The sequence below is a fragment of the Nocardioides agri genome, from assembly GCF_013778305.1.
In the GTDB taxonomy this organism is placed as follows: domain Bacteria; phylum Actinomycetota; class Actinomycetes; order Propionibacteriales; family Nocardioidaceae; genus Nocardioides; species Nocardioides agri.
Window position 1 is genome coordinate 3,406,063 of record NZ_JACEIC010000002.1, and the last position, 20,806, is coordinate 3,426,868.

At 72.2% G+C, this 20,806-nt stretch carries 20 protein-coding genes and 3 tRNA genes; 7 read left to right on the forward strand and 16 right to left on the reverse strand.

Going from position 1 to position 20,806, the window contains the following annotated elements:
- Positions 1-131: 131 nt before the first annotated feature.
- The 6 genes from HZF07_RS21165 to HZF07_RS21190 form a co-directional block, all read right to left on the reverse strand.
- Positions 132-986, reverse strand: a complete 855-nt coding sequence (locus HZF07_RS21165) for a hypothetical protein (protein WP_157344307.1) — start codon at positions 984-986, stop codon at positions 132-134.
- Positions 987-1,031: 45 nt separating this feature from the next.
- Complete coding sequence (locus HZF07_RS21170; protein WP_157344308.1) at positions 1,032-1,451, reverse strand: PPOX class F420-dependent oxidoreductase; 420 nt, start codon at positions 1,449-1,451, stop codon at positions 1,032-1,034.
- Positions 1,452-1,467: 16 nt separating this feature from the next.
- On the reverse strand, positions 1,468-2,892 hold the full coding sequence (locus tag HZF07_RS21175; protein ID WP_157344309.1) for an FAD-dependent oxidoreductase: 1,425 nt from the start codon (positions 2,890-2,892) through the stop codon (positions 1,468-1,470).
- A 36-nt stretch (positions 2,893-2,928) separates the two neighbouring features.
- Positions 2,929-3,285 carry a hypothetical protein gene (locus tag HZF07_RS21180; protein ID WP_157344311.1) on the reverse strand — a complete coding sequence of 119 codons (357 nt, stop codon included), beginning with the start codon at positions 3,283-3,285 and terminating at the stop codon, positions 2,929-2,931.
- 72 nt (positions 3,286-3,357) lie between these two features.
- Positions 3,358-3,433, reverse strand: a tRNA-Lys gene (locus HZF07_RS21185).
- An 86-nt stretch (positions 3,434-3,519) separates the two neighbouring features.
- Positions 3,520-5,091: a phytoene desaturase family protein gene (locus HZF07_RS21190; RefSeq protein ID WP_157344312.1), complete on the reverse strand. Its 1,572-nt coding sequence runs from the start codon at positions 5,089-5,091 to the stop codon at positions 3,520-3,522.
- Positions 5,092-5,200: 109 nt separating this feature from the next.
- On the opposite strand from HZF07_RS21190, the gene HZF07_RS21195 reads away from it, so the two are divergent.
- Entirely contained in the window at positions 5,201-7,222 is a 2,022-nt protein-coding gene (locus tag HZF07_RS21195) for an ATP-binding protein (RefSeq protein WP_157344313.1), read from the forward strand.
- 55 nt (positions 7,223-7,277) lie between these two features.
- Here the strand turns inward: HZF07_RS21195 and HZF07_RS21200 are convergent, their stop codons facing one another.
- From HZF07_RS21200 to HZF07_RS21225, 6 genes are read right to left on the reverse strand one after another with little or no spacing between them, the layout of a single operon-like run.
- Positions 7,278-8,141, reverse strand: a complete 864-nt coding sequence (locus tag HZF07_RS21200; RefSeq protein ID WP_157344314.1) for a bifunctional helix-turn-helix transcriptional regulator/GNAT family N-acetyltransferase — start codon at positions 8,139-8,141, stop codon at positions 7,278-7,280.
- Positions 8,142-8,178: 37 nt separating this feature from the next.
- Positions 8,179-9,531 (reverse strand): dipeptidase, encoded by a 1,353-nt coding sequence (locus HZF07_RS21205; protein ID WP_157344315.1) that lies wholly within the window; start codon positions 9,529-9,531, stop codon positions 8,179-8,181.
- On the reverse strand, positions 9,531-9,980 hold the full coding sequence (locus HZF07_RS21210) for a hypothetical protein (protein ID WP_157344316.1): 450 nt from the start codon (positions 9,978-9,980) through the stop codon (positions 9,531-9,533). The genes HZF07_RS21205 and HZF07_RS21210 overlap by 1 nt, the downstream gene beginning before the upstream one ends.
- Positions 9,977-11,437 carry an APC family permease gene (locus HZF07_RS21215; RefSeq protein WP_157344317.1) on the reverse strand — a complete coding sequence of 487 codons (1,461 nt, stop codon included), beginning with the start codon at positions 11,435-11,437 and terminating at the stop codon, positions 9,977-9,979. The genes HZF07_RS21210 and HZF07_RS21215 overlap by 4 nt, the downstream gene beginning before the upstream one ends.
- Before the next feature lie 23 nt (positions 11,438-11,460).
- The gene (locus HZF07_RS21220) at positions 11,461-12,579 is read right to left on the reverse strand and encodes an aminopeptidase P family protein (RefSeq protein ID WP_157344318.1); all 1,119 of its coding nucleotides are present in this window, start codon (positions 12,577-12,579) and stop codon (positions 11,461-11,463) included.
- Entirely contained in the window at positions 12,576-14,057 is a 1,482-nt protein-coding gene (locus HZF07_RS21225) for an MFS transporter (RefSeq protein ID WP_157344319.1), read from the reverse strand. Before HZF07_RS21225 ends, HZF07_RS21220 begins: the two co-directional genes overlap by 4 nt.
- 116 nt (positions 14,058-14,173) lie before the next feature.
- Between HZF07_RS21225 and HZF07_RS21230 the strand changes: the two genes are divergently transcribed.
- Together HZF07_RS21230 and HZF07_RS21235 are read left to right on the forward strand one after the other, a co-directional pair.
- A complete protein-coding gene (locus tag HZF07_RS21230; protein ID WP_198346452.1) occupies positions 14,174-14,902 on the forward strand; it encodes a histidine phosphatase family protein in 729 nt (242 codons plus the stop codon).
- Positions 14,899-15,780, forward strand: a complete 882-nt coding sequence (locus HZF07_RS21235) for an NAD(P)H-hydrate dehydratase (RefSeq protein ID WP_181645469.1) — start codon at positions 14,899-14,901, stop codon at positions 15,778-15,780. The genes HZF07_RS21230 and HZF07_RS21235 overlap by 4 nt, the downstream gene beginning before the upstream one ends.
- A 49-nt stretch (positions 15,781-15,829) precedes the next feature.
- On the opposite strand, the gene HZF07_RS21240 is transcribed toward HZF07_RS21235, so the two are convergent.
- Both HZF07_RS21240 and orn read right to left on the reverse strand, forming a co-directional pair.
- Positions 15,830-15,905: transfer RNA gene (locus HZF07_RS21240), tRNA-His, on the reverse strand.
- Positions 15,906-15,941: 36 nt separating this feature from the next.
- Positions 15,942-16,598, reverse strand: a complete 657-nt coding sequence (orn, locus tag HZF07_RS21245) for an oligoribonuclease (protein ID WP_157344320.1) — start codon at positions 16,596-16,598, stop codon at positions 15,942-15,944.
- 73 nt (positions 16,599-16,671) lie between these two features.
- On the opposite strand from orn, the gene HZF07_RS21250 reads away from it, so the two are divergent.
- The 4 genes from HZF07_RS21250 to HZF07_RS21265 all read left to right on the forward strand — a co-directional run bounded on the left by HZF07_RS21250 (position 16,672) and on the right by HZF07_RS21265 (position 19,702).
- Positions 16,672-17,145, forward strand: coding sequence for a MauE/DoxX family redox-associated membrane protein (locus HZF07_RS21250; protein ID WP_309504878.1), 474 nt, complete (start codon positions 16,672-16,674; stop codon positions 17,143-17,145).
- A complete protein-coding gene (locus tag HZF07_RS21255; protein WP_157344322.1) occupies positions 17,145-17,876 on the forward strand; it encodes a DsbA family protein in 732 nt (243 codons plus the stop codon). The genes HZF07_RS21250 and HZF07_RS21255 overlap by 1 nt, the downstream gene beginning before the upstream one ends.
- Before the next feature lie 13 nt (positions 17,877-17,889).
- Positions 17,890-18,918: an adenosine deaminase gene (locus HZF07_RS21260; protein ID WP_181645470.1), complete on the forward strand. Its 1,029-nt coding sequence runs from the start codon at positions 17,890-17,892 to the stop codon at positions 18,916-18,918.
- Between the two features lie 130 nt (positions 18,919-19,048).
- A complete protein-coding gene (locus tag HZF07_RS21265) occupies positions 19,049-19,702 on the forward strand; it encodes a response regulator transcription factor (RefSeq protein ID WP_157344323.1) in 654 nt (217 codons plus the stop codon).
- A 20-nt stretch (positions 19,703-19,722) separates the two neighbouring features.
- On the opposite strand, the gene HZF07_RS21270 is transcribed toward HZF07_RS21265, so the two are convergent.
- Positions 19,723-19,796: transfer RNA gene (locus tag HZF07_RS21270), tRNA-Arg, on the reverse strand.
- Positions 19,797-19,983: 187 nt separating this feature from the next.
- The gene (locus tag HZF07_RS21275; protein WP_157344325.1) at positions 19,984-20,781 is read right to left on the reverse strand and encodes an aldo/keto reductase; all 798 of its coding nucleotides are present in this window, start codon (positions 20,779-20,781) and stop codon (positions 19,984-19,986) included.
- Positions 20,782-20,806 lie beyond the last annotated feature (25 nt).

The following is a 20,806-nucleotide window of genomic DNA, read 5'->3' on the forward strand; positions in this document are numbered from 1 at the left end:
GCTCCCAAGACTGGTGAACGGTTCTGGACAACCGTCACACGCGCGCAGAGGGCGGTCGATGCTTGTGGGGGAAACTTGGACCGGGCGTGTCCGAATGTTGTACGAGCCGTGGAAAAAGTCCTCCGGCACGCTCAGAGCGGTGCCTGGAAGGGCTCGGTGCCCTTCACGAGCCGCAGCCCGCGCAGACCGGAGTGCTGCTGGGCGTAGCCGAGCTCGTGGGCGAGGTCGCCGATGTTGTTGGACGCCGGCAGCGGGGCCAGGCCGAGGGTGGAGAGCACGCCGATCGCCGTGCCGTCCGCGCTCAGGAACGCGGAGCCGGAGTCACCCGGCACGCCGGGGGTGACGGTGTAGAGCGGGTGCGACCAGCCGCCGTCGGCCGCGTCGTCGCCGAGGCTGATGCCGGTGTGCGGCGAGAGGGCGGTGATGCCGAAGCGGAGGCTGGAGTTGCCGTAGGTCCAGACGCGATCGCCGGCGGCGGTGCCGTCGGTGTCGATGCCGGTCGGGCCACCCCAGAAGGGCACCGACGGGTTCACCTTCGCGACGTCCCGGGTGCGGACCCGCACGAGCGCGAGGTCGTTGTAGGCGCAGGCGAGGGGGTCGGTCTCACCGAGTCGCTGCATGGTGAGCCAGGAGGAGTAGGCGAGCCGGCCGGTCGCGATCCTCGTGCCCTCGTCGGTCGGGTTGCCGCCCTCGTTGAAGGTCACCGGCGTGCCGAGCGGCAGCGACGCCGCCCGGCAGCCGTCGGTGTCGGTCGCCTCGCCGGTGCCGGCGCAGTGGGCGGCGTACCCGACGTAGACCCGGCCGGCGCGGTCGCGGAAGACGACGTTCGCCGTGCACTGCGCCCCGGCGGTGTAGATCTGGGTGCCCGGATGGATCGAGGCGGTCGCGGCCGCCGCCCACGGCGGCGCGGGCTTCGTCTCGGCGGGCGGGGCCAGCGCCAGCCCGACGACGAGGGCGGCCAAGGCGACGACGCGCGGTGTCCACATGCCGGGGCCAACGAGCGCCGCCCCGGAGCGGTTACGTCAGCGTGGTCAGCGCAGCGCGCCGTAGGCGTGGGTGGGGGAGATGCGCACCACCACCCGCCGGTCGCGGACCATGGCGGCGCGGTAGTCGTCCCAGTCGTCGTGCTCGCCGCCGAGCGAGCGGTAGAGCGCGACGAGCTCCTCCGTGGTGGCGTCGTGCGGGTCGGCGGCGACCTCGGAGAGGGTCACATCGCCCTCGACGACGGCGTAGCTCCAGAAGCTCTCACCGTCGACCAGCACCGCCGCCCACGGCGTACGGCGGAGGTTGGCGTACTTCGCGCGGTCCGCGGTGGTCGACACCCGCAGCAGCCCGTCGTCGCCGACGCCGACGAGCACGTTGGACAGCTGTGGTCGTCCGTCCTGGCGCAGCGTGGTCAGCACGGCGTGTGAGTTGGCGCGGACGGCGGCGACGGCCTGCTCGATCTCCATGGGTCCAGCATGCCCCTCAGCGGCGCCGCCGCAGCCCGCACGTCGCCGGCCCCTCGAGGACGCTGCCGTCCGGAGAGAAGCGGGATCCGTGGAGAGGGCAGTCCCAGCTCTCCTCGGCGTCGTTCCACCGCACGATGCCGCCCAGGTGGGTGCACACGGTCGACACCTCGCCGGCTCCCTCGTCGTGGCCCGGGTTGAGGTGGCGCAGCCAGCCGCCCACCATCTCGACGCCGACCTCGGCGTTCGCCTTGACGGCGCCGGGCAGGCCGGCGAGCTCGTGGGCGCGCCACGGGTCGTACGCCGTCGCCCAGGCCTGGTGGTCGCCGAGCACCCGGCCGGCGATCGCGAGCGCCGCGGCCACGCCGTTGGTCAGGCCCCACTTGGAGTAGCCCCCCGCGACCTGGAGGTGCTCGACGCCCGGCAGCACCGGCCCGACGTACGGCAGGGCGCTGGCGCTCATGTAGTCCTGCGCCGACCAGGCGTGGGTCTCGACGGCGTACGGGAAGTGCTCGTGCGTCCAGGACCGCAGCGCCTCGAGGTGCCCGGTCTCGGAGGTGGCCGAGCCGGTGCGGTGGCCGTCGCCGCCGACCAGCAGCAGGCTCGTGCCGTCGGGATCGACCACGTCGCGCAGCGACCGGGTCGGTCCGTTGGCGGAGAGGTACATCCCGTCGACGGCGGGCGTCTCGGTGCGGAACGCGATCGAGTAGGAGCGCGCCGGCGTCGCGCGGGCGAAGAAGCCGCCGCGGTCGAGGATCGGCATGTTCGTGGCGACGACCACGAGCCCGGCCGACGCGGTGCCGTGCTCGGTCACCACGAGCGTGGGCTCGCGGCCGTGCACCTTCTGCACGCGGGCGCCCTCGACGATCGTGGCGCCGTGGGCCCGCGCGTCCTCGGCGAGCGCCGCGACGAGCGCGACGGGGTCGACCTGGCGCTGGTCGGGCAGGCAGACCGCGCCCCGGGTCTCGAAGGGGAGTGGCGGTCGGTCGACCCAATGGGCGCCCTCGATGCCGGCCGCCTCGAGCGCGTCGAGCTCGGTGCGGGCGGACGACTCGCCGCCGGCCGTGGTCGCATAGGTGTACGCCGGCCGCGCGTCGCACTCGACGCCGTGCTGGGTGCAGAACCGGTCCAGCCAGGCCAGCCCCTCGCGGTTGGCCTCGGCGTACTGCCGCAGGACCTGGTGCGAGTGCTTGCGGGCGACGCCGGACAGGTGGGTGCCCTGCAGCAGGCTGGCCTTCGCCGTGCTGCCGCCGGTGGTGCCGGCGCCGACGTGGCGGGCCTCGACGACCAGCACCGACCGTCCGGCGCGGGCGAAGAGGCCCGCGGTCGTCAGGCCGGTCAGACCGCCGCCCACCACGACGACGTCCCACTCGCCGGTGACGTCGGTCGGGGGCTGCGGGGTCGGTGTCGTGCTGCGGTCCCACCAGAGAGATCGGAGTGCCATGCGCGTCCGGTGCCCGGGCGCGCGGCAGTCATGCCGTCAGCGTCGGCGCAGCACCCGGTACGCCGTGCCTGCGGCGACCAGCGCCGCCAGCGTGATGCCCGGCCCGAGGAGGGTCGCGACATCGCCGGTGTCGCGGTGCCGACCCCGGGAGCGCTGGCTCTGGCTGGAGAGGATCGAGCGCTGCGACTGGTGGGAGAGCACCGAGCCGTCGCTCTGGTGGGAGAGCAGCGAGAGCCGGCTCATCGACGAGCCCACCGAGAGCAGGGAGGCGAAGCTTCCCACGCTGCCGAGCGACGCGACCGAGCCGACCGACCCGATGCTGAGGACCGAGGAGTCCGACCACAGCGACAGCACGCTGTTGCGCGACCCGAAGGACAGGAGGTTCGACGGCACCTGCCGAGCGTAGGGCTCCCGAGGCCGCCGGAGAACGCCAGAGGCCCTCTCCCGGAGGAGAGGGCCTCTGTCTGGTACGCCATCAGGGACTCGAACCCCGAACCCGCTGATTAAGAGTCAGCTGCTCTGCCAATTGAGCTAATGGCGCTCCGCTTCGCGTCACCCCGAAGCGACGTGAACTCTACCAGCGGGAGTCCGCCGGTAAAAATCGAGGGCCTCGTCCGGTCCCGAACCTCAGATCGAGCCCAGCACGGCCTGGGCCGCCGAGTGCCCACCGAGGCCCGAGACGGCCCCGCCGCGCCGCGATCCCGAGCCGCAGACCAGGACCGAGGCGATGTCGCTCTGCACGCCCCACTGCTGGGCGGGGGTGTCGAGGCGGGCGCGGTTGGGCGCCCACGGCCACTCCAGGTCGCCGTGGAAGATGTGCCCGCCGGGCATCGCGAGATCCCTCTCGATCTCCTGGGGGATCTTCGCCTCCAGGCACGGCCGGCCGTCGGCGTCGTGGGCCAGGCAGGACTCGATCGGGTCGACGAGGTGCTCGTCGAGCGAGGCCAGCGCCCGTTCGACGGCGAGCCGCTTCGCGCCCTCGGGGTCGGCGTCGAAAAGGGCCGCGGGCGTGTGCAGGCCGAAGTAGGTGAGGGTGTGGGTGCCCGCTGCGGCGTCCCCGAGGATCGAGGGGTCGGAGAGCGAGTGGCAGTAGATCTCGCCCGGCATCGTGGACGGGACCCGGCCCGCCGCGGCGTCGGCGTACGCCGCCTCGAGCTGGGAGTAGTCCTCGGCCAGGTGGAGGGTGCCGGCGAAGGCCACCTCCGGGTCGACGCCGGACCGCAGCCGCGGCAGCCGGTCGAGCAGCATGTTGATCTTGAGCTGGGCGCCCTGCGGCTTCGTCTCCGGCTCCTCGGGGCCGCCGAGGAGGATCCGGAGCACCCAGGGGGCGACGTTGGCGAGCACGTGGCGGGCGCGCACGGTGTGGGAGCGCATGCCGTCGTGCCAGGTGACCTCGGCGCCGTCGTCGTCGGCGTCGATGCGGCTCACGCCGGCCGACGTGACGATCTCGGCCCCGGCCTCGGTGGCGGCGCGAGCGAGGGCATCGGTGACCGCGCCCATCCCGCCGATCGGCACCCGCCACTCGCCCGTGCCGTTGCCGACGAGGTGGTAGAGGAAGCAGCGGTTCTGGACGAGCGACTCGTCGTTGAGCGACGCGAACGTGCCGATCAGCGCGTCGGTGGCGACCACGCCACGCACCGTGTCGTCGGCGAAGCGGCGCTCGATCGCCTCGCCGAGCGGACGCTCGACCAGGTCCCGCCAGACCTCCGCGGACACCTGGTCGCGGATCTCGCGCTCGGCCGGCAGCGGTTGCAGCAGGGTCGGCGCGACCACGCGGGCGAGGTCGCCGACCACGGCGTAGAAGCGCTCCCAGGCGGCGTGCTCGTCGGGGCCTCCGGTGAGCGTGCGGAACGACTTCTCCGTCTGCTCGCCCGCCGTGCGCTCGACCAGCAGCCCGCCGGGCATGCCGTCGCGCAGCGTGGGCGTGTACGACGAGACCGACCGCGACGCGAGCCGCACGTCGAGGTCGAGGTCGGCCATGAGCTGCTCGGGCATCAGCGAGACGAGGTAGGAGTAGCGCGAGAGGCGTGCGGGATGGCCGGGGAAGGCCTGGCCGGAGACCGCGGCCCCGCCGACGTGGTCGAGCCGCTCGAGGACCACCACGGAGAGGCCGGCGCGAGCCAGCAGGGCCGCGGCGACCAGTCCGTTGTGCCCGCCTCCGACGACCACGACGTCGTGGTCCCTGCGCTCCGTGGTCATCTGCTCAACCTAGGCCATCGGTGTGTCCGGGCTCGGCAGGTCGTGCCCCACAGCGCGCTCGGGGGCGCGAAGATGGGGCGACGTGTTGGCGGCGGAAGGGTGGGAGGCCGTGAGAGGGCGTATCGGTGAGTCGTGGATGCCGGCCGCCGGTCTCCTGGCTGCCGCGGCGGTCTTCGGTGCGCTGGCCGTCTACGGCTCGCCCGAGGGCGGCTACGCCATCGGGATCTGGCCGGTGGCGCTGGCCCTGGCACCCCTGCTCGTCACGACCCGACCGCCGACGCCGGTCGTGCTGGTGCTGGTCGGGCTGATCGCGTTCGGCACGATCTGGACCGACCGGCCCGCCGACGTGGCGCTCGGGCTGGCGCTCGGCATCGTCGTCGAGACCTGGGTGGTCTTCCACATCCTGACCGGCGGCGTACGACGTCGTCCGGACCTCTACTCCGTCGCCGAGTTGGCCCGCTACATCGTCGCCTCGACGGTCGGCTTCCTCGTGATCGGTGCGGTGGCCCTGCTGACCAGCTTGGTCACCGGATGGGGCACGCCGTGGCTGTTCGCCCTCGCCGTCGGCTGCTCCAGCCTGGCCTCGCAGCTGGCCGTCACGCCGTTCTTCTGCCGGCTCCGCCCGCACACCGGCGTGGCGCCGGCGTACGAACGCGCCTCCCAGTGGCTCCTGCTCATCACCCTGACCCCGATCATCTTCCTGCTCGACGACTTCCCGGCGATGGTCTTCATGCTGCTGCCGGTGCTGGCCTGGGGCGCGCTGCGCAGCGGCGCCTACGAGGCCATCGCCCAGCTCTTCCTCACCCTCGGGATCGCGATCGCGCTGACCACCCGCGGCAACGGCCCGTTCGCGCACGTGGACGCGCGCTACGGGCTGCCGGTCGACGTGCAGAACATCCTGCTCTCGGTGTTCATCATCGACTGCGCGCTGGTCGTCGTGCCCTTCGTGCTCAGCGTCGGCGACCAGCTCGAGTACGCGCGCCAGGTCGCCGCCGAGCGCGACCGGGTGCAGAGCATCGTCAACGGCACCACCGGTGTCGCGATCATCGGCTCGGACCCCGACGCCCGGATCACGCTCTTCAACCCCGGCGCCGAGCGCCTGCTCGGCTACGCGGCCGAGGAGGTGCTCGGGCGGGACTCGCGGATGCTGCACAGTCCGGACGGCATCGCCGAGAAGGCGGCGGAGCTCGGCGTCGACAACGACTTCCGCGCGGTCGCCGGCTCGCTGATCGGCCGCGGGCCGAGCGACATGAAGTTCGTCCGCAAGGACGGCGAGGAGCGCAGCCACTCCATGTCGCTCAACCGGATCACCGACGACCGTGGCGCCGTCATCGGCTACGTGAGCACCTCCGAGGACATCACCGAGCGGGTGGAGGCGGAGAACCGGCTGGTCGAGTCGCTCGAGGCCGAGCGCCAGGCCGTCGAGCGCCTGCGAGAGATCGACCGCGCCAAGGACGCGTTCGTGTCGAGCGTCAGCCACGAGCTGCGGACGCCGATCACCAGCATCCTCGGGTACGTCGAGATGCTCGAGGACGGCGCGTACGGCGGCCTGGCCCCCGAGCAGCTCGACGCGGTGCACCGGGTGGCGACCAACAGCACCCGCCTGCTGTCGCTGATCGACGACCTCCTCACCCTCTCCCGCATCCAGGACGGCGGGCTCGGCATGATCGCCCGCCTCATCGACCTGCGCGAGGTGGTCGAGGACGGGTGCGCGGTGGTGGCGCCGGCGCTGGAGCGAGGCGGGGTCGTCCTCGACGTCGACCTGCCCGGCGAGGCGGTGCCCTTCCTCGGCGACCGCGACATGCTCGAGCGGGTGGTGATCAACCTGGCCGGCAACGCCGTGAAGTTCACCCCCGATGGCGGCCGGGTCGACGTCTCCCTCGCGACGGAGGGGCCTGACGTCGTGCTGACCGTGGCCGACACCGGCATCGGCATCCCTGCCCACGAGCAGGAGCTGCTGTTCAGCCGCTTCTTCCGGTCCTCGCTCGCCCAGGAGCGGGCGATCCCGGGCAGCGGGCTCGGTCTCTCGATCGCGCTCGCGATCGTGGAGCAGCACGGCGGCCGCGTCGACCTCGAGTCCGAGCCCGGGGTCGGCACGACGTTCCGGGTGCGGCTGCCCGCGACCGCCTGATTGCCGTCGCACCTGACCGCACGGTCGCCGATCGGCCCGAATGGCGACGCTCAGGTCAGGTGCGCGGGGCGGACAGCCGCTTCTCGAACCAGGCCTCGGCGTACGGGTTGTCGTTGTAGCGCTCGACGGGGGAGTAGCCGGCGCGCTCGTACATCGCGATCGCCTCGGTGAGCGTGCCGTTGGTGTCGAGCACGACCCGGTCGTGGCCGAGCCGGACGGCAAGGGCCTCGAGCTCGCGCAGCATCCGGGAGCGCAGGCCCGCGCCGCGCCACTCCTCGTGCACCCACATCCGCTTGATCTCGCCGCCCCCGTCGCCCAGGTCGCGGACCCCGCCGTACGCCACCGGCCCGCCGTCGCTGGTCGCGAGCAGGAACGTGCCCTCGTGGTCGGGCTCGCCGGGGTCGAAGCCGGCCGGGAACCGCCGGTCGAGCTCGGCGAAGTAGCGCCCGGCCGCATCGACGGCCGCCGGGTCGGCCGGCGCGACCTCGCGCAGCGAGACCGTGGCCGCGCGCACCAGGAGGTCGGCGGTGGCGAGCGCCTCGGTGAGCCGGGCGCGCTGCCGCTCGGTGAGCGGGGCGACGAGCCGCTGGGCGAGCTCCTCGGACCGGTCGTCGAGCTCGCGCCACGCCGTCCGCCCGGCCGGGGTGAGCGCGGCGACGCGCCGACGGCGGTCGGCCGGGTCGGCCTCGACGCGCACCAGCCCGTCGTCCTCGAGCCGGCGCAGCAGCCGGGTCAGGTAGCCCGAGTCGAGGTCGAGCCGCTCGCGGAGCTCGCGCACACCCGAGCCGGAGGGACCGATCTCGAAGAGCAGCCGGGAGACGCCGAGCGGGCGTCCGGTGCCCAGGAAGGACTCCTCCAGCACGCCGATGCGCTGGGTGTAGGTCCGGTTGAAGCGGCGGAGCGTGGCGGTCGCGACCATTCTCTGACCATAGTCAGAGAACAGTGCCGACGGAAGGTCAGCGGCCGGCGTACCGCTGGAGGAAGAGCGCGGCGGCGGTGGCCAGCCGCTCGATCTCGCCGGGGTCCACGCTCTCGTTGGGGGCGTGGATCAGCGCGAGCGGTTCCTCGACCCCGAGCAGCATGATCTCCGCCCCGGGGTAGGTCCCGGCGAAGACGTTGCAGAGCGGGATCGAGCCGCCCTGGCCGAGCAGCACCGGGTCGCGTCCGTAGGCGTCGGCCATCGCCGCGAGCATCGAGGTGTACGCCGGCCCGCCGGTGTCGGCGCTGAACGGCGAGCCGGTGGCCTCGATCTCGACGGAGACCGACACGCCCCACGGGGCCGCGCCCGTCAGGTGCGAGGTCAGCGCCGCCTGCGCCTCCTCGGGGGTGGTGCCGGGCGGGATGCGCAGGTTCATCCGCGCGCTGGCCCGCGGCACGATCGCCGCCGACGAGCCCACCACCGGCGGGCAGTCGATGCCGAGGATCGTGAGCGCCGGGCGCGCCCACAGCATGTCCGAGACGGTGCCCGAGCCCAGCAGCGCCTCGCCCTCGGCGATGCTGGCGTCGGCGCGGAACGTCTCCGGGTCGTACGGCGCACCGCTCCAGGTCTGGCTGTGGTCGAGGCCGCGGACCGTCGTGTTCCCGTCCGCGTCGCGCAGGGACGCGAGGATCGCCACCAGGGCGGCGAGGGCGTCCGGGGTCGGACCACCGAACATGCCCGAGTGCAGCTCGCCGGGCAGCGCCTCCACGTGGACGACGACGTTGACCATGCCCCGCAGGCTGACCGTCAGCGCCGGCTGGCCGACCGCGGCGTTGCCGGTGTCGCACACCAGGATCGCGTCGGCGCGCAGCAGGTCGGGGTGCCGGGGCACGAAGTCCTCGAGGCCTCCGGTGCCCTGCTCCTCGGAGCCCTCCACGACGAGCCGGAGGTTGACCGGCACGTCGTCGCCGAGCGCCCGGAGGGCGGTGAGCAGCATCAGCAGGTTGCCCTTGCAGTCCGCCGCGCCGCGGCCGAACCAGCGCCCGTCGACCTCGGTGAGCTCGAAGGGCGGGGTGCGCCACGCGTCGTCGTCCAGCGGCGGCTGGACGTCGTAGTGCGCGTAGAGCAGCACGGTCGGGGCGTCGGGGTCGGGCCCGGGCCGCGAGCCGACGACGGCCATGCTGCCGTCGGCGGTCTCGTGCTGGGCGAGGTCGCCGAAGCCGACCTCGGCGAAGGCGTCCACGACCCACTGGGCGGCGCGGGCGCACTCCTCGGGCGGGAACTGCCGGGGGTCCGCGACGGACGGGATCGCGACCAGCTCGGTGAGCTCGGTGCGGACCCTCGGCATCAGGGCGGCGACCCGCTCGCGGAGCTGCTCGAGATCGGTCATCAGTCGATCACGCCCTCGTCGAGGTCGAGGTCGTCGACCGCGTCCCGGAAGTCGTCGAGCTCGTCGGGGCAGTAGATCTGCACCACCAGGAGCTGGAACTCGACGACGCGCTTGTCGGCGATGACCGGGCGCTGGCCGGGCCCGGCCGCGCCGTTGGTGAGCATGCCGTACAGCGTGGCGCGGCGCAGCGCCTCGCCCGGGTCCTCGCAGATCGCGCCGCCGTCCGAGCCGAGGACCCGGACCACCTGGTCCTCCGACGGGGTCCTGGCGCCGGTCTTCTCGAGCGCCGCGATCAGCTGGCCGGCCTTGTCCTGCGCCTGCACCGTCGACCGTGCGGCGTCGAAGGTGAAGAGTGAGATGACGATCAGCAGGACGAGGAGCGCGGCTGCCGTCCAGTAGATCCAGGTGCGCCTCTCGTCCGGCACCTCGTAGTCGCGGACGTCGCTCATGCCGCCATCTCCTCGGTCTCGGGCTGCTTCCAGTGGGGCTTGCGGAACCGGTAGAAGAGGAACGGCACCAGCAGGCCGAGGCCGAGAGCGCCGCCGCCGACGATCAGCACGTAGACGATCGGGTCGCTGCCGCCGAACTGCGACGGCGGGATGAAGCCGATCAGCAGCGCGGCGAGCGAGGCCACGAAGCCGACCACGCAGAGCACGACGAGCACCGGCGCCCGGTAGCCGCGTGGGTGGTCCGGCTGGTTCTTTCGCAGCTTCACCGCCGCGACGAACATCAGGAGGTAGACGATGAGGTACACCTGCGTCGTGATCACCGAGAAGATCCAGTAGGCGCTGGAGACGTCGGGGATCAACGCGTAGCCGAGGGCGATGACGGTGGTGACGACGCCCTGGGTGACCAGGATGTTCTGCTGCACGCCGTGCTTGTTGAGCTTCTGGAGGAACGGCGGGAGGTAGCCCTCCTGCCGCGAGATCATCAGCAGGCCCTTGGACGGGCCGGCGAGCCAGGTCAGCATGCCGCCGAGCGAGGCGGCGACGAGCATGATGCCGAAGATCGGGGTGAGCCACTGGGTGCCGAACTCCGCGAACACCGCGTCGAAGGCCTGCATCACGCCGGCGGTGAGCGAGAGCTCCTCGGCCGGGACGATCCACGAGATCGCCAGCGCGGGGAGGATGAAGATCAGCAGCACCAACCCCATCGCCAGGAACATCGCCCTCGGGAACTCCTTGGCGGGGTTCTTCAGCGACCCGACGTGCACGGCGTTCATCTCCATGCCGGAGTAGGACAGGAAGTTGTTGACGATCAGCACGAGGCTCGACAGCCCCGCCCAGGCGGGTAGGAGGTGGCTGGCGTTCATCGGGGCGGCGGACTCGTTGCCCTGCCCGAGGAACACCATGCCGAGCAGCACGAGGACGGCTCCCGGGATCAGCGTGCCGATGATCAGCCCGGCGCTGGCGAGGCCGGCGACGCCGCCCGTGCCACGCGAGGACACCCACACGCCCGACCAGTAGACGACCACGATCACCAGTGCCGTCCACACGCCGCTCGAGGCGAGCGCCGGGTTGATGACGTAGGCCAGCGTGCTCGCCACGAAGCCGAGCAGGCTGGGGTAGTAAAAGATCGTCATCGCGAACTGGCACCAGACGGCGAGGAAGCCCATGGGCTTCGAGATCCCCTCGGAGACCCAGTTGAAGACGCCGCCCTTCCAGCCGGACGCGAGCTCGGCGGAGACCAGCGACGTCGGCAGCAGGAAGACGATCGCCGGCACGATGTACAGGAAGACGCACGCGAGACCGTAGACGGCCATCGTCGGCGCGGCCCGGAGGCTCGCGACCGAGCTCGTGGTCATCAGCGCGAGCGCGATCCAGGAGATCCAATGGGTCGCCGGCGCCTTGGCCCGTGCGGCCGCGGCGGGCACCGGCTGGCCGGCCGGTACGTCCATAGCACTCATCTACGCCTCCTCTGCACGCGTGGTCACGCGACCACGCGTAGGTGTCGGTCGGTGTTGTTCAGCCGGCGGCCGCCGTCCTCGGTCACCGTGACGATGTCCTCGATGCGCACTCCGAAGCTGCCGGGCAGGTAGACGCCCGGCTCGACCGAGAAGCACATGCCGGGCACGAGCGGCAGCTCCTCGCCCTCGATCATGTACGGCGGCTCGTGGGTCGTGACGCCGATGCCGTGCCCGGTGCGGTGGATGAACCGCTCGCCGTACCCGGCGTCCGCGATCACCTGGCGCGCCGCGCGGTCCACGTCCTGGCAGGCGACACCGGGGCGGACCGCGTCGACACCGGCCTGCTGGGCCAGCCGCACGACCTCGTGCACCTCCCGGATCTGGTCGGTGGGCTCACCGACGCACACCGTGCGGCTGGTGTCGGAGCCGTAGCCGTCCATGAGCCCGCCGAAGTCCAGCACCACGCAGTCGCCGACCTCGATCGTGCGGTCGCCCGCCTCGTGGTGCGGGTTGGCGCCGTTCGGGCCGGAGCCCACGACGGTGAAGTCGACCTGCTCGTGCCCGTGCTGGCGCAGCAGGTCGGCCAGGTCGGCGGCCACGTCGGTCTCCGTGCGTCCGGAGAACCGCACGTCGAGGATCTGCTCGTACGTCGCGTCCGCCGCCGCGCCGGCCGCCTCGAGCCGGGCCAGCTCGTTGGCGTCCTTGACCGCGCGCAGCATCGGCAGCCGCGCCGTCACGGAGTCGTACGCCGTGCGCGGCAGCGCGGTCTGGAGCCCGAGCAGGTGCATCGCCCAGGCGCTGTCGGAGATGGCGTAGCGACCGTCGGGCCGCAGCAGCCCGCTCGCCGCGGCGTAGGGGTCGGCCCCGTCGAGCCAGTCGACGACGGTCGTGGCGGCGGTCCCGTCGGCGCGCTCGGCGTCCGGTCGCTCCAGCGTCGGCACCAGCAGCGTCGGCTCGCGGTCGGTGGTCAGGAAGAGCATCGTCAGCCGCTCGGTGATCGCTGTCGGCTGGTAGCCGGTCAACCAGACCAGATCCGGCCCCGGCGTGACGAGCACGCCGTCGACGCCCGCGGCGTGACCGTCGGCCACGACCCGCGCCATGCGGGCGGCGTAGTCGTCGCGGGTGAAGGGGACTGCGCTCATGACCCGCTCCCGGAGGCGGTGGTGGGGATGGTGTGCAGGTGGGCGGCGGCCGAGGCGGCGGCGTCCTGCGCGGTGCCCTGCGCGGCCTTGTGCCGGCGGATCGCGACCAGCGCGAGCAGGATGCCGAGCGCGCTGATCACGGCCATCGCCCACGACGCCGCGGCGAGACCGGCGGCCAGGGCGTCGCCCGGGCTGGCGCCGTCGTCGAGCTGGTTGGCCTGGACGCTGCCGTAGATCGTCGCGGCCAGGGCGGTGGCCACCGCCGCGCCGACGTACCGCGCCATGTTGGAGACCCCGGACGCCCCGCCGACCTGCTCCTGCGGGACGCAGGAGGTCGCCGCGGAGGAGGACGGACCGTTGGAGAGTCCCATGCCGACGGCGATCGCGAGGATCGGCAGCAGGAAGGCGGTGTAGCCCCACGACGACTCGGTGAAGCCGATCACGACGAACCCGACCACCATCGCGATGAAGCCGACCCCGATGACCTGCCGGCCGCCGAGCTTGTTCGCCAGCTTCGGGACGAACGGGGCGACCGCCACCAGCCCGACGGTCGCCGGGAGCGTGGCGACGCCCGCCTCGAGCGGGCTGAACCCGAGTGCGGCCGGGTTCTGGAAGTAGAGGCTGAGCAGGTACATCAGGCCGTTGATCGTGCCGGCGCCGATCAGGATCGCCAGCGTCGAGCCGACCAGGATCCGGTTGCGCAGCAGCGCCAGGTCGAGCAGGGGCACGGCGACCCGCTTCTCGGTCATGACGAAGAGGAAGCCGGCGACGACCGAGGCCGCGAAGCAGCCCAGGGTCGCCGCGGAGAGCCAGCCCCAGTCGCCGCTCTTGGTGAACCCGTAGATGAGGGGCGCCAGCGTCAGCGCGACGAGCACGGTGCCGAGGAAGTCGATCGAGCGTGGCCGGCCCTCGTCGCGCGACTCCGCGATCGCCACGAAGGTCAGGACCATGCAGACGACCGCCACCCCGGCGTCGATCCAGAAGAGGCCCTGCCAGCCGGTGACGTCGACGAGCAGCCCACCGAGCAACGGTCCGGCGGCGGCACCGACGGCGGCAGCGGCACCCCACAGGGACACGAACTTCAGCTGCTGGTCGCCCGAGGTCGCGACCGTCAGCAGGCTGAGGCCGCAGGCGAGGATCGTCGCCCCCGCGGCGCCCTGGACCAGGCGTCCGGCGATGACCATCCCACCGGTCTCGGCGAGCGCGATCAGGACGCAGGAGACCACGAAGAGCGCGAGGCCGACCTGGAAGATCCGCTTGCGCCCGAAGACGTCGCCGAGCGAGCCGGACGTGATGATCACGGCCGCGCCGACGAGCGAGTAGCCCGTCACCGCCCACTGCAGCGTGTCGACGGACATGCCGGTGTCCTCGCTGATCGCGGGCAGCAGGATGCTCACCGCCGAGGTGTTGGCGTTGACCACCAGCGTCGAGAGACAGGTGGCGGCGAGCACACCGGTTGCAGATCCTCCGCGCCCCATGCACCCAACCTCCCGATCGCGGTCCGGTCCTCGACGTTAGTGACGGCCCCGCACCGTCCCTTCACCCGAATCGGGCGAGCGGTGTCCCGACCACCTCGGGTGGGTACGAAGCGCGCGTGGAACCGCGATGGGAGTCCGGCCCCGCGAGCATCACGCTCGTGCGGCACGGCGAGAGCATGGGCAACCGCGCCGACGAGGCCGCGCGTCAGGCCGGGGCCGAACGGCTGGACCTCGACCTGCGCGATGCGGACGTCGAGCTGTCGCCGACCGGGCAGGAGCAGGCTGCGGCGGTCGGCCGGTGGATGGCGGAGGCCGAGGACGAGTGGCGACCGAGCGTCGTGCTGAGCTCGCCGTACCGGCGCGCGGCCGACACGGCGCGGGTGGCGGTCCGTGACGGGGGATTGCCCCTGCAGCTCGACGAGCGCCTGCGCGAGCGCGACCTGGGGGTCTTCGACGGGCTCACCGGTCGTGGGATCCGGGCTCGCTACCCGGAGGAGGCCGAGCGGCGCACCAAGCTCGGCAAGTTCTACTACCAGCCGCCGAGCGGCGAGAGCTGGGCCGACGTCGTGCTCCGGGTGCGCAGCCTGCTGACCGACCTGCGCCACGGGTACGACGGCGAGCGCGTCTGGCTCTTCACCCACCAGGCCGTGATCATGGCGTTCCGCTACGTGCTCGAGGGCATCGACGAGCAGCGGCTCCTCGAGATCGACCGCGAGGTGCAGATACCCAACGCCTCCCTGACGCGGCTCGTCCGCGCGGGCGACCGGTTCGAGCTCGACACCTTCGCCGACACCCGTGCCGTCGAGGCGACCGACGCGGACGTCACCGAGGAGGAGAGCGCGTGACCGGGGCGTCTCCCGAGGTCGTGACCCCGGCGCTGCTGCGCGCGTGGCCGTTGTCCGACCCCGGCGCGGGGAAGGAGTCGCGGGGCCACCTCGTCGTCCTGGGCGGCAGCCGGACGACGCCCGGAGCGGCACAGCTCGCCGGCGAGGCCGCGCTGCGAGCCGGCGCGGGCAAGCTGGAGCTCGCGACCTCGGCGTCGGCGGCCGCGACCCTCGCGGTCGCGGTGCCGGAGGCGCGGGTCCTCGACCTCCCCGAGGACGAGACCGGTGCAGTCGTCCCGACCGCCGCCGACCGCGTGGTCGCGTCCGCGGAGGACGCCGACGCGCTGCTCGTCGGCCCGGGCTTCGACGACGTCGACGTCGCGGTGGCGCTGCTCGCGGCGGTCCTGCCCCGCGTGAGCTGCCCGCTGGTGGTCGACGCGCTCGGGACGGCGTACCTCACCGAGGAGCCCGACGGCGTGCAGCACCTCGACGGTCGTGTCGTGGTGACCGCGAACCCGGTCGAGCTGGCGAAGCTCACCGGGCAGGACGAGGTGGACGGCGAGGACGAGATCCTCGACGCGGCCCTCGAGGTCGCGCGCACCCGCAGTGCGGTCGTGCTCGCGGGGGCCGAGCAGAAGCTGGTCGTCGCGCCCGACGGCCGGTCCTGGGTGGTCCAGGGCGGCGGGGTCGGGCTCGGCGTCTCGGGCTCCGGCGACGTGCAGGCCGGCATCGTCGCCGGGCTCCTGGCCCGCGGCGAGGAGCCGGCCCGGGCGGCCGTCTGGGGTGCCTACCTGCACGCCCGCGCCGGCGAGCGGCTGGCCGGGGAGATGGGCCCGCTGGGCTACCTGGCGCGTGAGCTGCCACCTGCGCTGCCGGCCGTGCTCAACGAGCTGCGGTGACGGTCCCGTCAACGGCGAAAGGCCCCCGCCACGGCGGGGGCCTTTCGGTTGGGGTGAGTAACGGGACTTGAACCCGCGACATCTGCGACCACAACGCAGCGCTCTACCAGCTGAGCTATACCCACCATGACCCCAAGGGGCCGACGGAAAGTGTAGGGGAATCAGCCGCCGATCGTGGAATCGGGCTCGGTCTCCGGGCTGACGCCGTCTGCCAGCCCGGTCAGCGACGCCCCGTGCTTCTGGGCGATGGCACGGGCGGCGTCGGAGTCCGGACCGGGGGAGGGGACGAAGACGGCCTCGCGGTAGTAGCGCAGCTCCTCGATGCTCTCCTGGATGTCGGCGAGCGCCCGGTGGTTGCCGCGCTTGGCCGGCGCCTGGAAGTAGGCGCGGGGGAACCAGCGCCGGGAGAGCTCCTTGATCGAGGAGACGTCGACGATCCGGTAGTGCAGGAAGGTCTCGAGCGCGGGCATGTCCCGCGCGATGAAGGCGCGGTCGGTGGCGACGGTGTTGCCGGCCAGCGGCGGGCGGCTGCCGTCGGGGCAGTGCTGCTTGACGTAGGCGAGCACCTGCTCCTCGGCCTCCTGGAGCGTGATGCCGTGGTCGAGCTCGGTCAGCAGGCCAGACTTCTCGTGCATCTCGCGCACGAAGTCGCCCATCTGGTCGAGGGCCTCGGCCGGAGGCTTGATCACCAGGTCCACGCCGTCGCCGAGCACGTTGAGGTCGAAGTCGGTGACCAGGGCAGCCACCTCGACCAGCGCGTCGGCGCCGAGGTCGAGCCCGGTCATCTCGCAGTCGATCCACACGAGTCGGTCGTTCATGAGGCGTCACCCTACGCCGAGGGGACCTTCGCCTCTTAGCCGCCGTTCAGCCATGCCCCCTAGGGTCTGGATCGTGAGGGAATGGGTGGCCCTGGTGCTCCGGCTCGTCGTCGGCGGCGTCTGGATCGTCGCGGGCGCGCTGAAGGTGCTCGAGCCGGCGCAGAGCGTGGCCGCCGTCCGGGCCTACCAGATCCTCCCGTCCGACCTGGTGTCGCCGGTGGGGCAGCTGCTGCCGGTGGTCGAGGTCGTGATCGGGCTGATGCTCGTCCTCGGGCTCCTCACCCGTGCCGCCGCGGTCGCCTCCGCTGCGCTCTTCGTCGTGTTCATCGCCGGGATCGTCTCGGTCTGGGTCCGCGGCATCAACATCGACTGCGGCTGCTTCGGCGGCGGGGGAGCGAACCCCGACGCCGCGTCGCAGTACCCCTGGGAGATCGCCCGGGACGCCGCGCTGCTCGCCGCCTCGCTCTTCCTCGCCTGGGCGCCGCGGAGCAGGGTGGCGGCGGACAACGTCCTGTTCCGCCCTACCGCCGTGACCGGAGGCCCGTGATGTCGAAGAAGAACCGCCCCAACGACCGCGCCGCCCGGGCCGCGGCCGCGCTGGAGGCGCAGCAGCGCGAGGAGCGCAGGCGGCGCAACCTCATGGTCGGCGGCGTCGTCGTGGTCATCGTGCTGATCGTGCTTGCCGGCTGGCTGCTCACCCGCACCCTCGACACCTCCGAGGACGTCGCGGCACCGGCTGCCGGCAGCGAGTTCGGCCTCACGATCGGGCCCTCGGACGCGCCGCACGAGGTGATCATCTACGAGGACTTCCTGTGCCCCTTCTGCGGTGAGCTCGAGCGGGCGACGAGCGAGGACCTCGACGCCCTCGCCGCGGAGGGGAAGGTGAAGGTCGAGTACCGGCCGTTCAACCTGCTGAGCGCGGTCGGCGACTACTCCGAGCGGTCCGCCGGGGCGTTCTCGATCGTGCTCGACAAGTCCGGCGCGGACGTCGCGAAGGAGTTCCACCGCCTGCTGTTCGAGAACCAGCCGTCCGAGTCCGGCCCGTTCCCGTCGAACGCCGACCTGGTCGACCTCGCCGTCGAGGCGGGCGCCGACGAGGCCGACGTACGCGCGCCGATCGAGGCCGAGGAGGGCGCCGACTGGGTGGCCGCGGCGACCCAGGCCGCCGCCGACGCCGGCGTCAACAGCACCCCGACCGTGCTGCTCGACGGCGAGGTCTTCCAGCAGGGCCGCACCATGGACGATCTCGCGGAGAACCTGATCAAGCAGCTCCAGTGACAGACTCCGGTCCGTGACCCTCGCTGACTTCATCACCGGGCTGCCCAAGGCCGAGCTCCACGTCCACCACGTCGGGTCGGCGTCGCCGCGGATCGTCTCCGAGCTGGCCGAGCGGCACCCGGGCACGGTCCCGAGCGACCCCGAGGCCCTGCGGAAGTTCTTCGAGTTCCGCGACTTCGCGCACTTCATCGACGTCTACCTGGCCGTGGTCGGGCTGATCCGCACGCCCGAGGACATCCGCTACCTGACCTACGAGATCGGCCGGGAGATGGCGACCGGCCAGTCGCTGCGGTACGCCGAGCTCACGTGCACGCCGTACACCTCGGTCCGGCCGGACAGCGACGAGCTCGGCATGCCGATCGAGGCCTACACCGAGGCGATCGAGGACGCCCGGGTCGGCGTCGAGCGCGACTTCGGCCTGGTGCTGCGCTGGATCTACGACATCCCGGGCGAGGCGGGCGTCCCGTCGGCCGACGCGACGCTCGAGTACGCGCTCGACCACCGCACCGATGCGCTGGTGGGCTTCGGCCTCGGCGGCCCCGAGGTCGGCGTGCCGCGACCGCAGTTCCAGCGGCACTTCGACGCCGCCCGGGCGGCCGGACTGCACAGCATCCCGCACGCGGGCGAGACGACCGGCCCGGAGACGATCTGGGACGCCCTGCGCGTGCTCGGCGCCGAGCGGATCGGCCACGGCACCTCCGCCGCGCAGGACCCGGCGCTGCTCGCGCACCTCGCGGAGACCGGCGTACCGCTGGAGGTCTGCCCGTCGTCCAACATCGCCACCCGCGCGGTCGCGTCGCTCGACGAGCACCCGATCCGCACCTTCCGCGACGCCGGCGTCACGGTCACGATCAACTCCGACGACCCGCCGATGTTCAACACGACGCTGAACCGTGAGTACGGGATCGCCGCCGAGCTGCTCGACCTGGACCGCGACGGCGTCGCGGACCTCGCACGAGCAGGCATCCGGGCGTCGTTCGCGCCGGCCGACGTGCAGCGGCGGATCCTCGGGGAGATCGACGCCTACGCTGCGGAGAAGTAATGGCCCCGCGAGCTCATACCAAGCGGGGCCACGTCTTTTGTATCCCGAACCGGTCCGCAATCCCGGCATTGGCGCGCGTGTCGACTCGGTCACTGTTTGATCTCGGCCTCACTGAGGCAGGCTGACAGGCATGGGTACGCCGATCCGGGTGGCCATCGTCAACGACTACGAGATTGTCGTGGCGGGTGTCGCCTCTGTCCTCGCGCCGTACGCCGACCGGCTGACGATCGTCGAGCTCGACTCGGGCCTGCCCGTCGTCAGTGACGTCGACGTGATCCTCTACGACACGTTCGCCGCCGTGCAGGGCGACGGCGTCGACCTCGACGACCTGGTCCGCGGCAGCGACGCGAAGGTCGTGATTTTCAGCTGGAACCTCCAGGGCGAGCTCGTCCATCGCGCCATGGAGCGTGGCGCTGCCGGCTATCTCCCCAAGGGTCTGCCGGCCGCGGAGATCGTGGCCGGCATCGAGGCCGTGCACCGTGGCGAGCACGTCACCCCGCCCCACTCCGGGACCTCCGGGCCGGGCGAGGCCGGCACCTGGCCGGGTCGCGAGCTCGGCCTCAGCGCGCGGGAGGCCGAGGTGCTCGCGCTGATCACCCAGGGCCTCAGCAACCAGGAGATCGCCGAGCGGACCTACCTGTCGATCAACTCGGTGAAGACCTACATCCGCACGGCGTACCGCAAGATCGGCGTCGCCCGCCGCTCGCAGGCGGTGCTGTGGGGCACCCGCCACGGGTTCGAGCCGGACCGGCTGCGCTCGATCGTGCAGAACCCCCACCGCTGACGAGACAACTCCCGTTCGGGCGCCCCCGGCAGGACTCGAACCTGCGACCTAGAGATTAGAAGGCTCTTGCTCTATCCAGCTGAGCTACGGAGGCGGAGGATCGGAAATACAGTCGGAAAAGACATCGGTACGACGCCGGTGTAGTTCGATCGCGGTTCCCGATCCGCCGTCAGTATGCCGCAACGCGCCCACGGCACCAGGGACGGGCAGGTGCGGCGGTATGACGCGGCCAGGGGCATCGGGTGTCGGATGCCGCGGCGACTCTGGGCAGTGGAACGCGGTCAGCGGCTGCCGAGGGCGTCGAGGGTCGCCATGTCCTCGTCGGTCAGGCTGAACCCGGCGACGTCCGCATTCGAGCGGATGCGGTCGGCGTGGACCGACTTCGGGATCACGATCACGTTGTGCTGCAGGTGCCAGCGGATGATCACCTGGGCCGGCGAACGCCCGATCCGCTCAGCGATCCGCAGGATTGCAGGGTGCTCGAGGGTGCCTCCCCGAAGGGCGCTGTAGCCCTCGAGCGCGATGTTGCAAGCACGGTGGTCGGCCAGCGTCTCGGCGTTGAAGAGCAGCGGGCTCCATTCGATCTGGTTGACCGCGGGCGCCGCTCCTGTCGCCTTCGTGATGTCGTCGATGAGGGACATGTCGAAGTTGCTCACCCCGATCGCTCGTGCAAGACCGGCCTCACGGGCCTCGACGAAGGCATGCCACATGTCCGTGTTGGCCGAACCATCTCCGGGCCAGTGGATGAGCCACAGGTCCACGTGGTCGGTCTGCAGCAGCTCGAGGCTCTCTCGCAGGGTGTCGAGCTCTCGGCCGGCTCGGTTGGGCGGGCACTTGGTGGTGACGAAGACGTCGTCGCGGCGCACCCCGCTCTCGGCCAGCGCGCGGCCGACCTCGCGCTCGTTGCCGTAGACCGTTGCGGTGTCGAGGTGGCGGTATCCGGTCTCGAGCGCGGTCGCCGTCGCCCGCACCGCGTCGGGGCCCTTGATCTGCCAGGTGCCGAAGCCGAGGAGCGGGACCCGGCCACCGTCGTTGAGTGACACGGTGTGGTCGGGAAGCCGGGGGGTGTCGTCGGTCATGTCGCGATGCTAGTGACCGCCTCCA

Bases quoted from the DNA above. Each gene is read 5' to 3' on its own strand.
- HZF07_RS21165 (WP_157344307.1), bottom strand. From the start codon at position 986: ATGTGGACACCGCGCGTCGTCGCCTTGGCCGCCCTCGTCGTCGGGCTG.
- HZF07_RS21170 (WP_157344308.1), bottom strand. From the start codon at position 1,451: ATGGAGATCGAGCAGGCCGTCGCCGCCGTCCGCGCCAACTCACACGCC.
- HZF07_RS21175 (WP_157344309.1), bottom strand. From the start codon at position 2,892: ATGGCACTCCGATCTCTCTGGTGGGACCGCAGCACGACACCGACCCCG.
- HZF07_RS21190 (WP_157344312.1), bottom strand. From the start codon at position 5,091: ATGACCACGGAGCGCAGGGACCACGACGTCGTGGTCGTCGGAGGCGGG.
- HZF07_RS21200 (WP_157344314.1), bottom strand. From the start codon at position 8,141: ATGGTCGCGACCGCCACGCTCCGCCGCTTCAACCGGACCTACACCCAG.
- HZF07_RS21205 (WP_157344315.1), bottom strand. From the start codon at position 9,531: ATGACCGATCTCGAGCAGCTCCGCGAGCGGGTCGCCGCCCTGATGCCG.
- HZF07_RS21210 (WP_157344316.1), bottom strand. From the start codon at position 9,980: ATGAGCGACGTCCGCGACTACGAGGTGCCGGACGAGAGGCGCACCTGG.
- HZF07_RS21215 (WP_157344317.1), bottom strand. From the start codon at position 11,437: ATGAGTGCTATGGACGTACCGGCCGGCCAGCCGGTGCCCGCCGCGGCC.
- HZF07_RS21220 (WP_157344318.1), bottom strand. From the start codon at position 12,579: ATGAGCGCAGTCCCCTTCACCCGCGACGACTACGCCGCCCGCATGGCG.
- HZF07_RS21225 (WP_157344319.1), bottom strand. From the start codon at position 14,057: ATGGGGCGCGGAGGATCTGCAACCGGTGTGCTCGCCGCCACCTGTCTC.
- orn (WP_157344320.1), bottom strand. From the start codon at position 16,598: ATGAACGACCGACTCGTGTGGATCGACTGCGAGATGACCGGGCTCGAC.
- HZF07_RS21255 (WP_157344322.1), top strand. From the start codon at position 17,145: ATGTCGAAGAAGAACCGCCCCAACGACCGCGCCGCCCGGGCCGCGGCC.
- HZF07_RS21265 (WP_157344323.1), top strand. From the start codon at position 19,049: ATGGGTACGCCGATCCGGGTGGCCATCGTCAACGACTACGAGATTGTC.
- HZF07_RS21275 (WP_157344325.1), bottom strand. From the start codon at position 20,781: ATGACCGACGACACCCCCCGGCTTCCCGACCACACCGTGTCACTCAAC.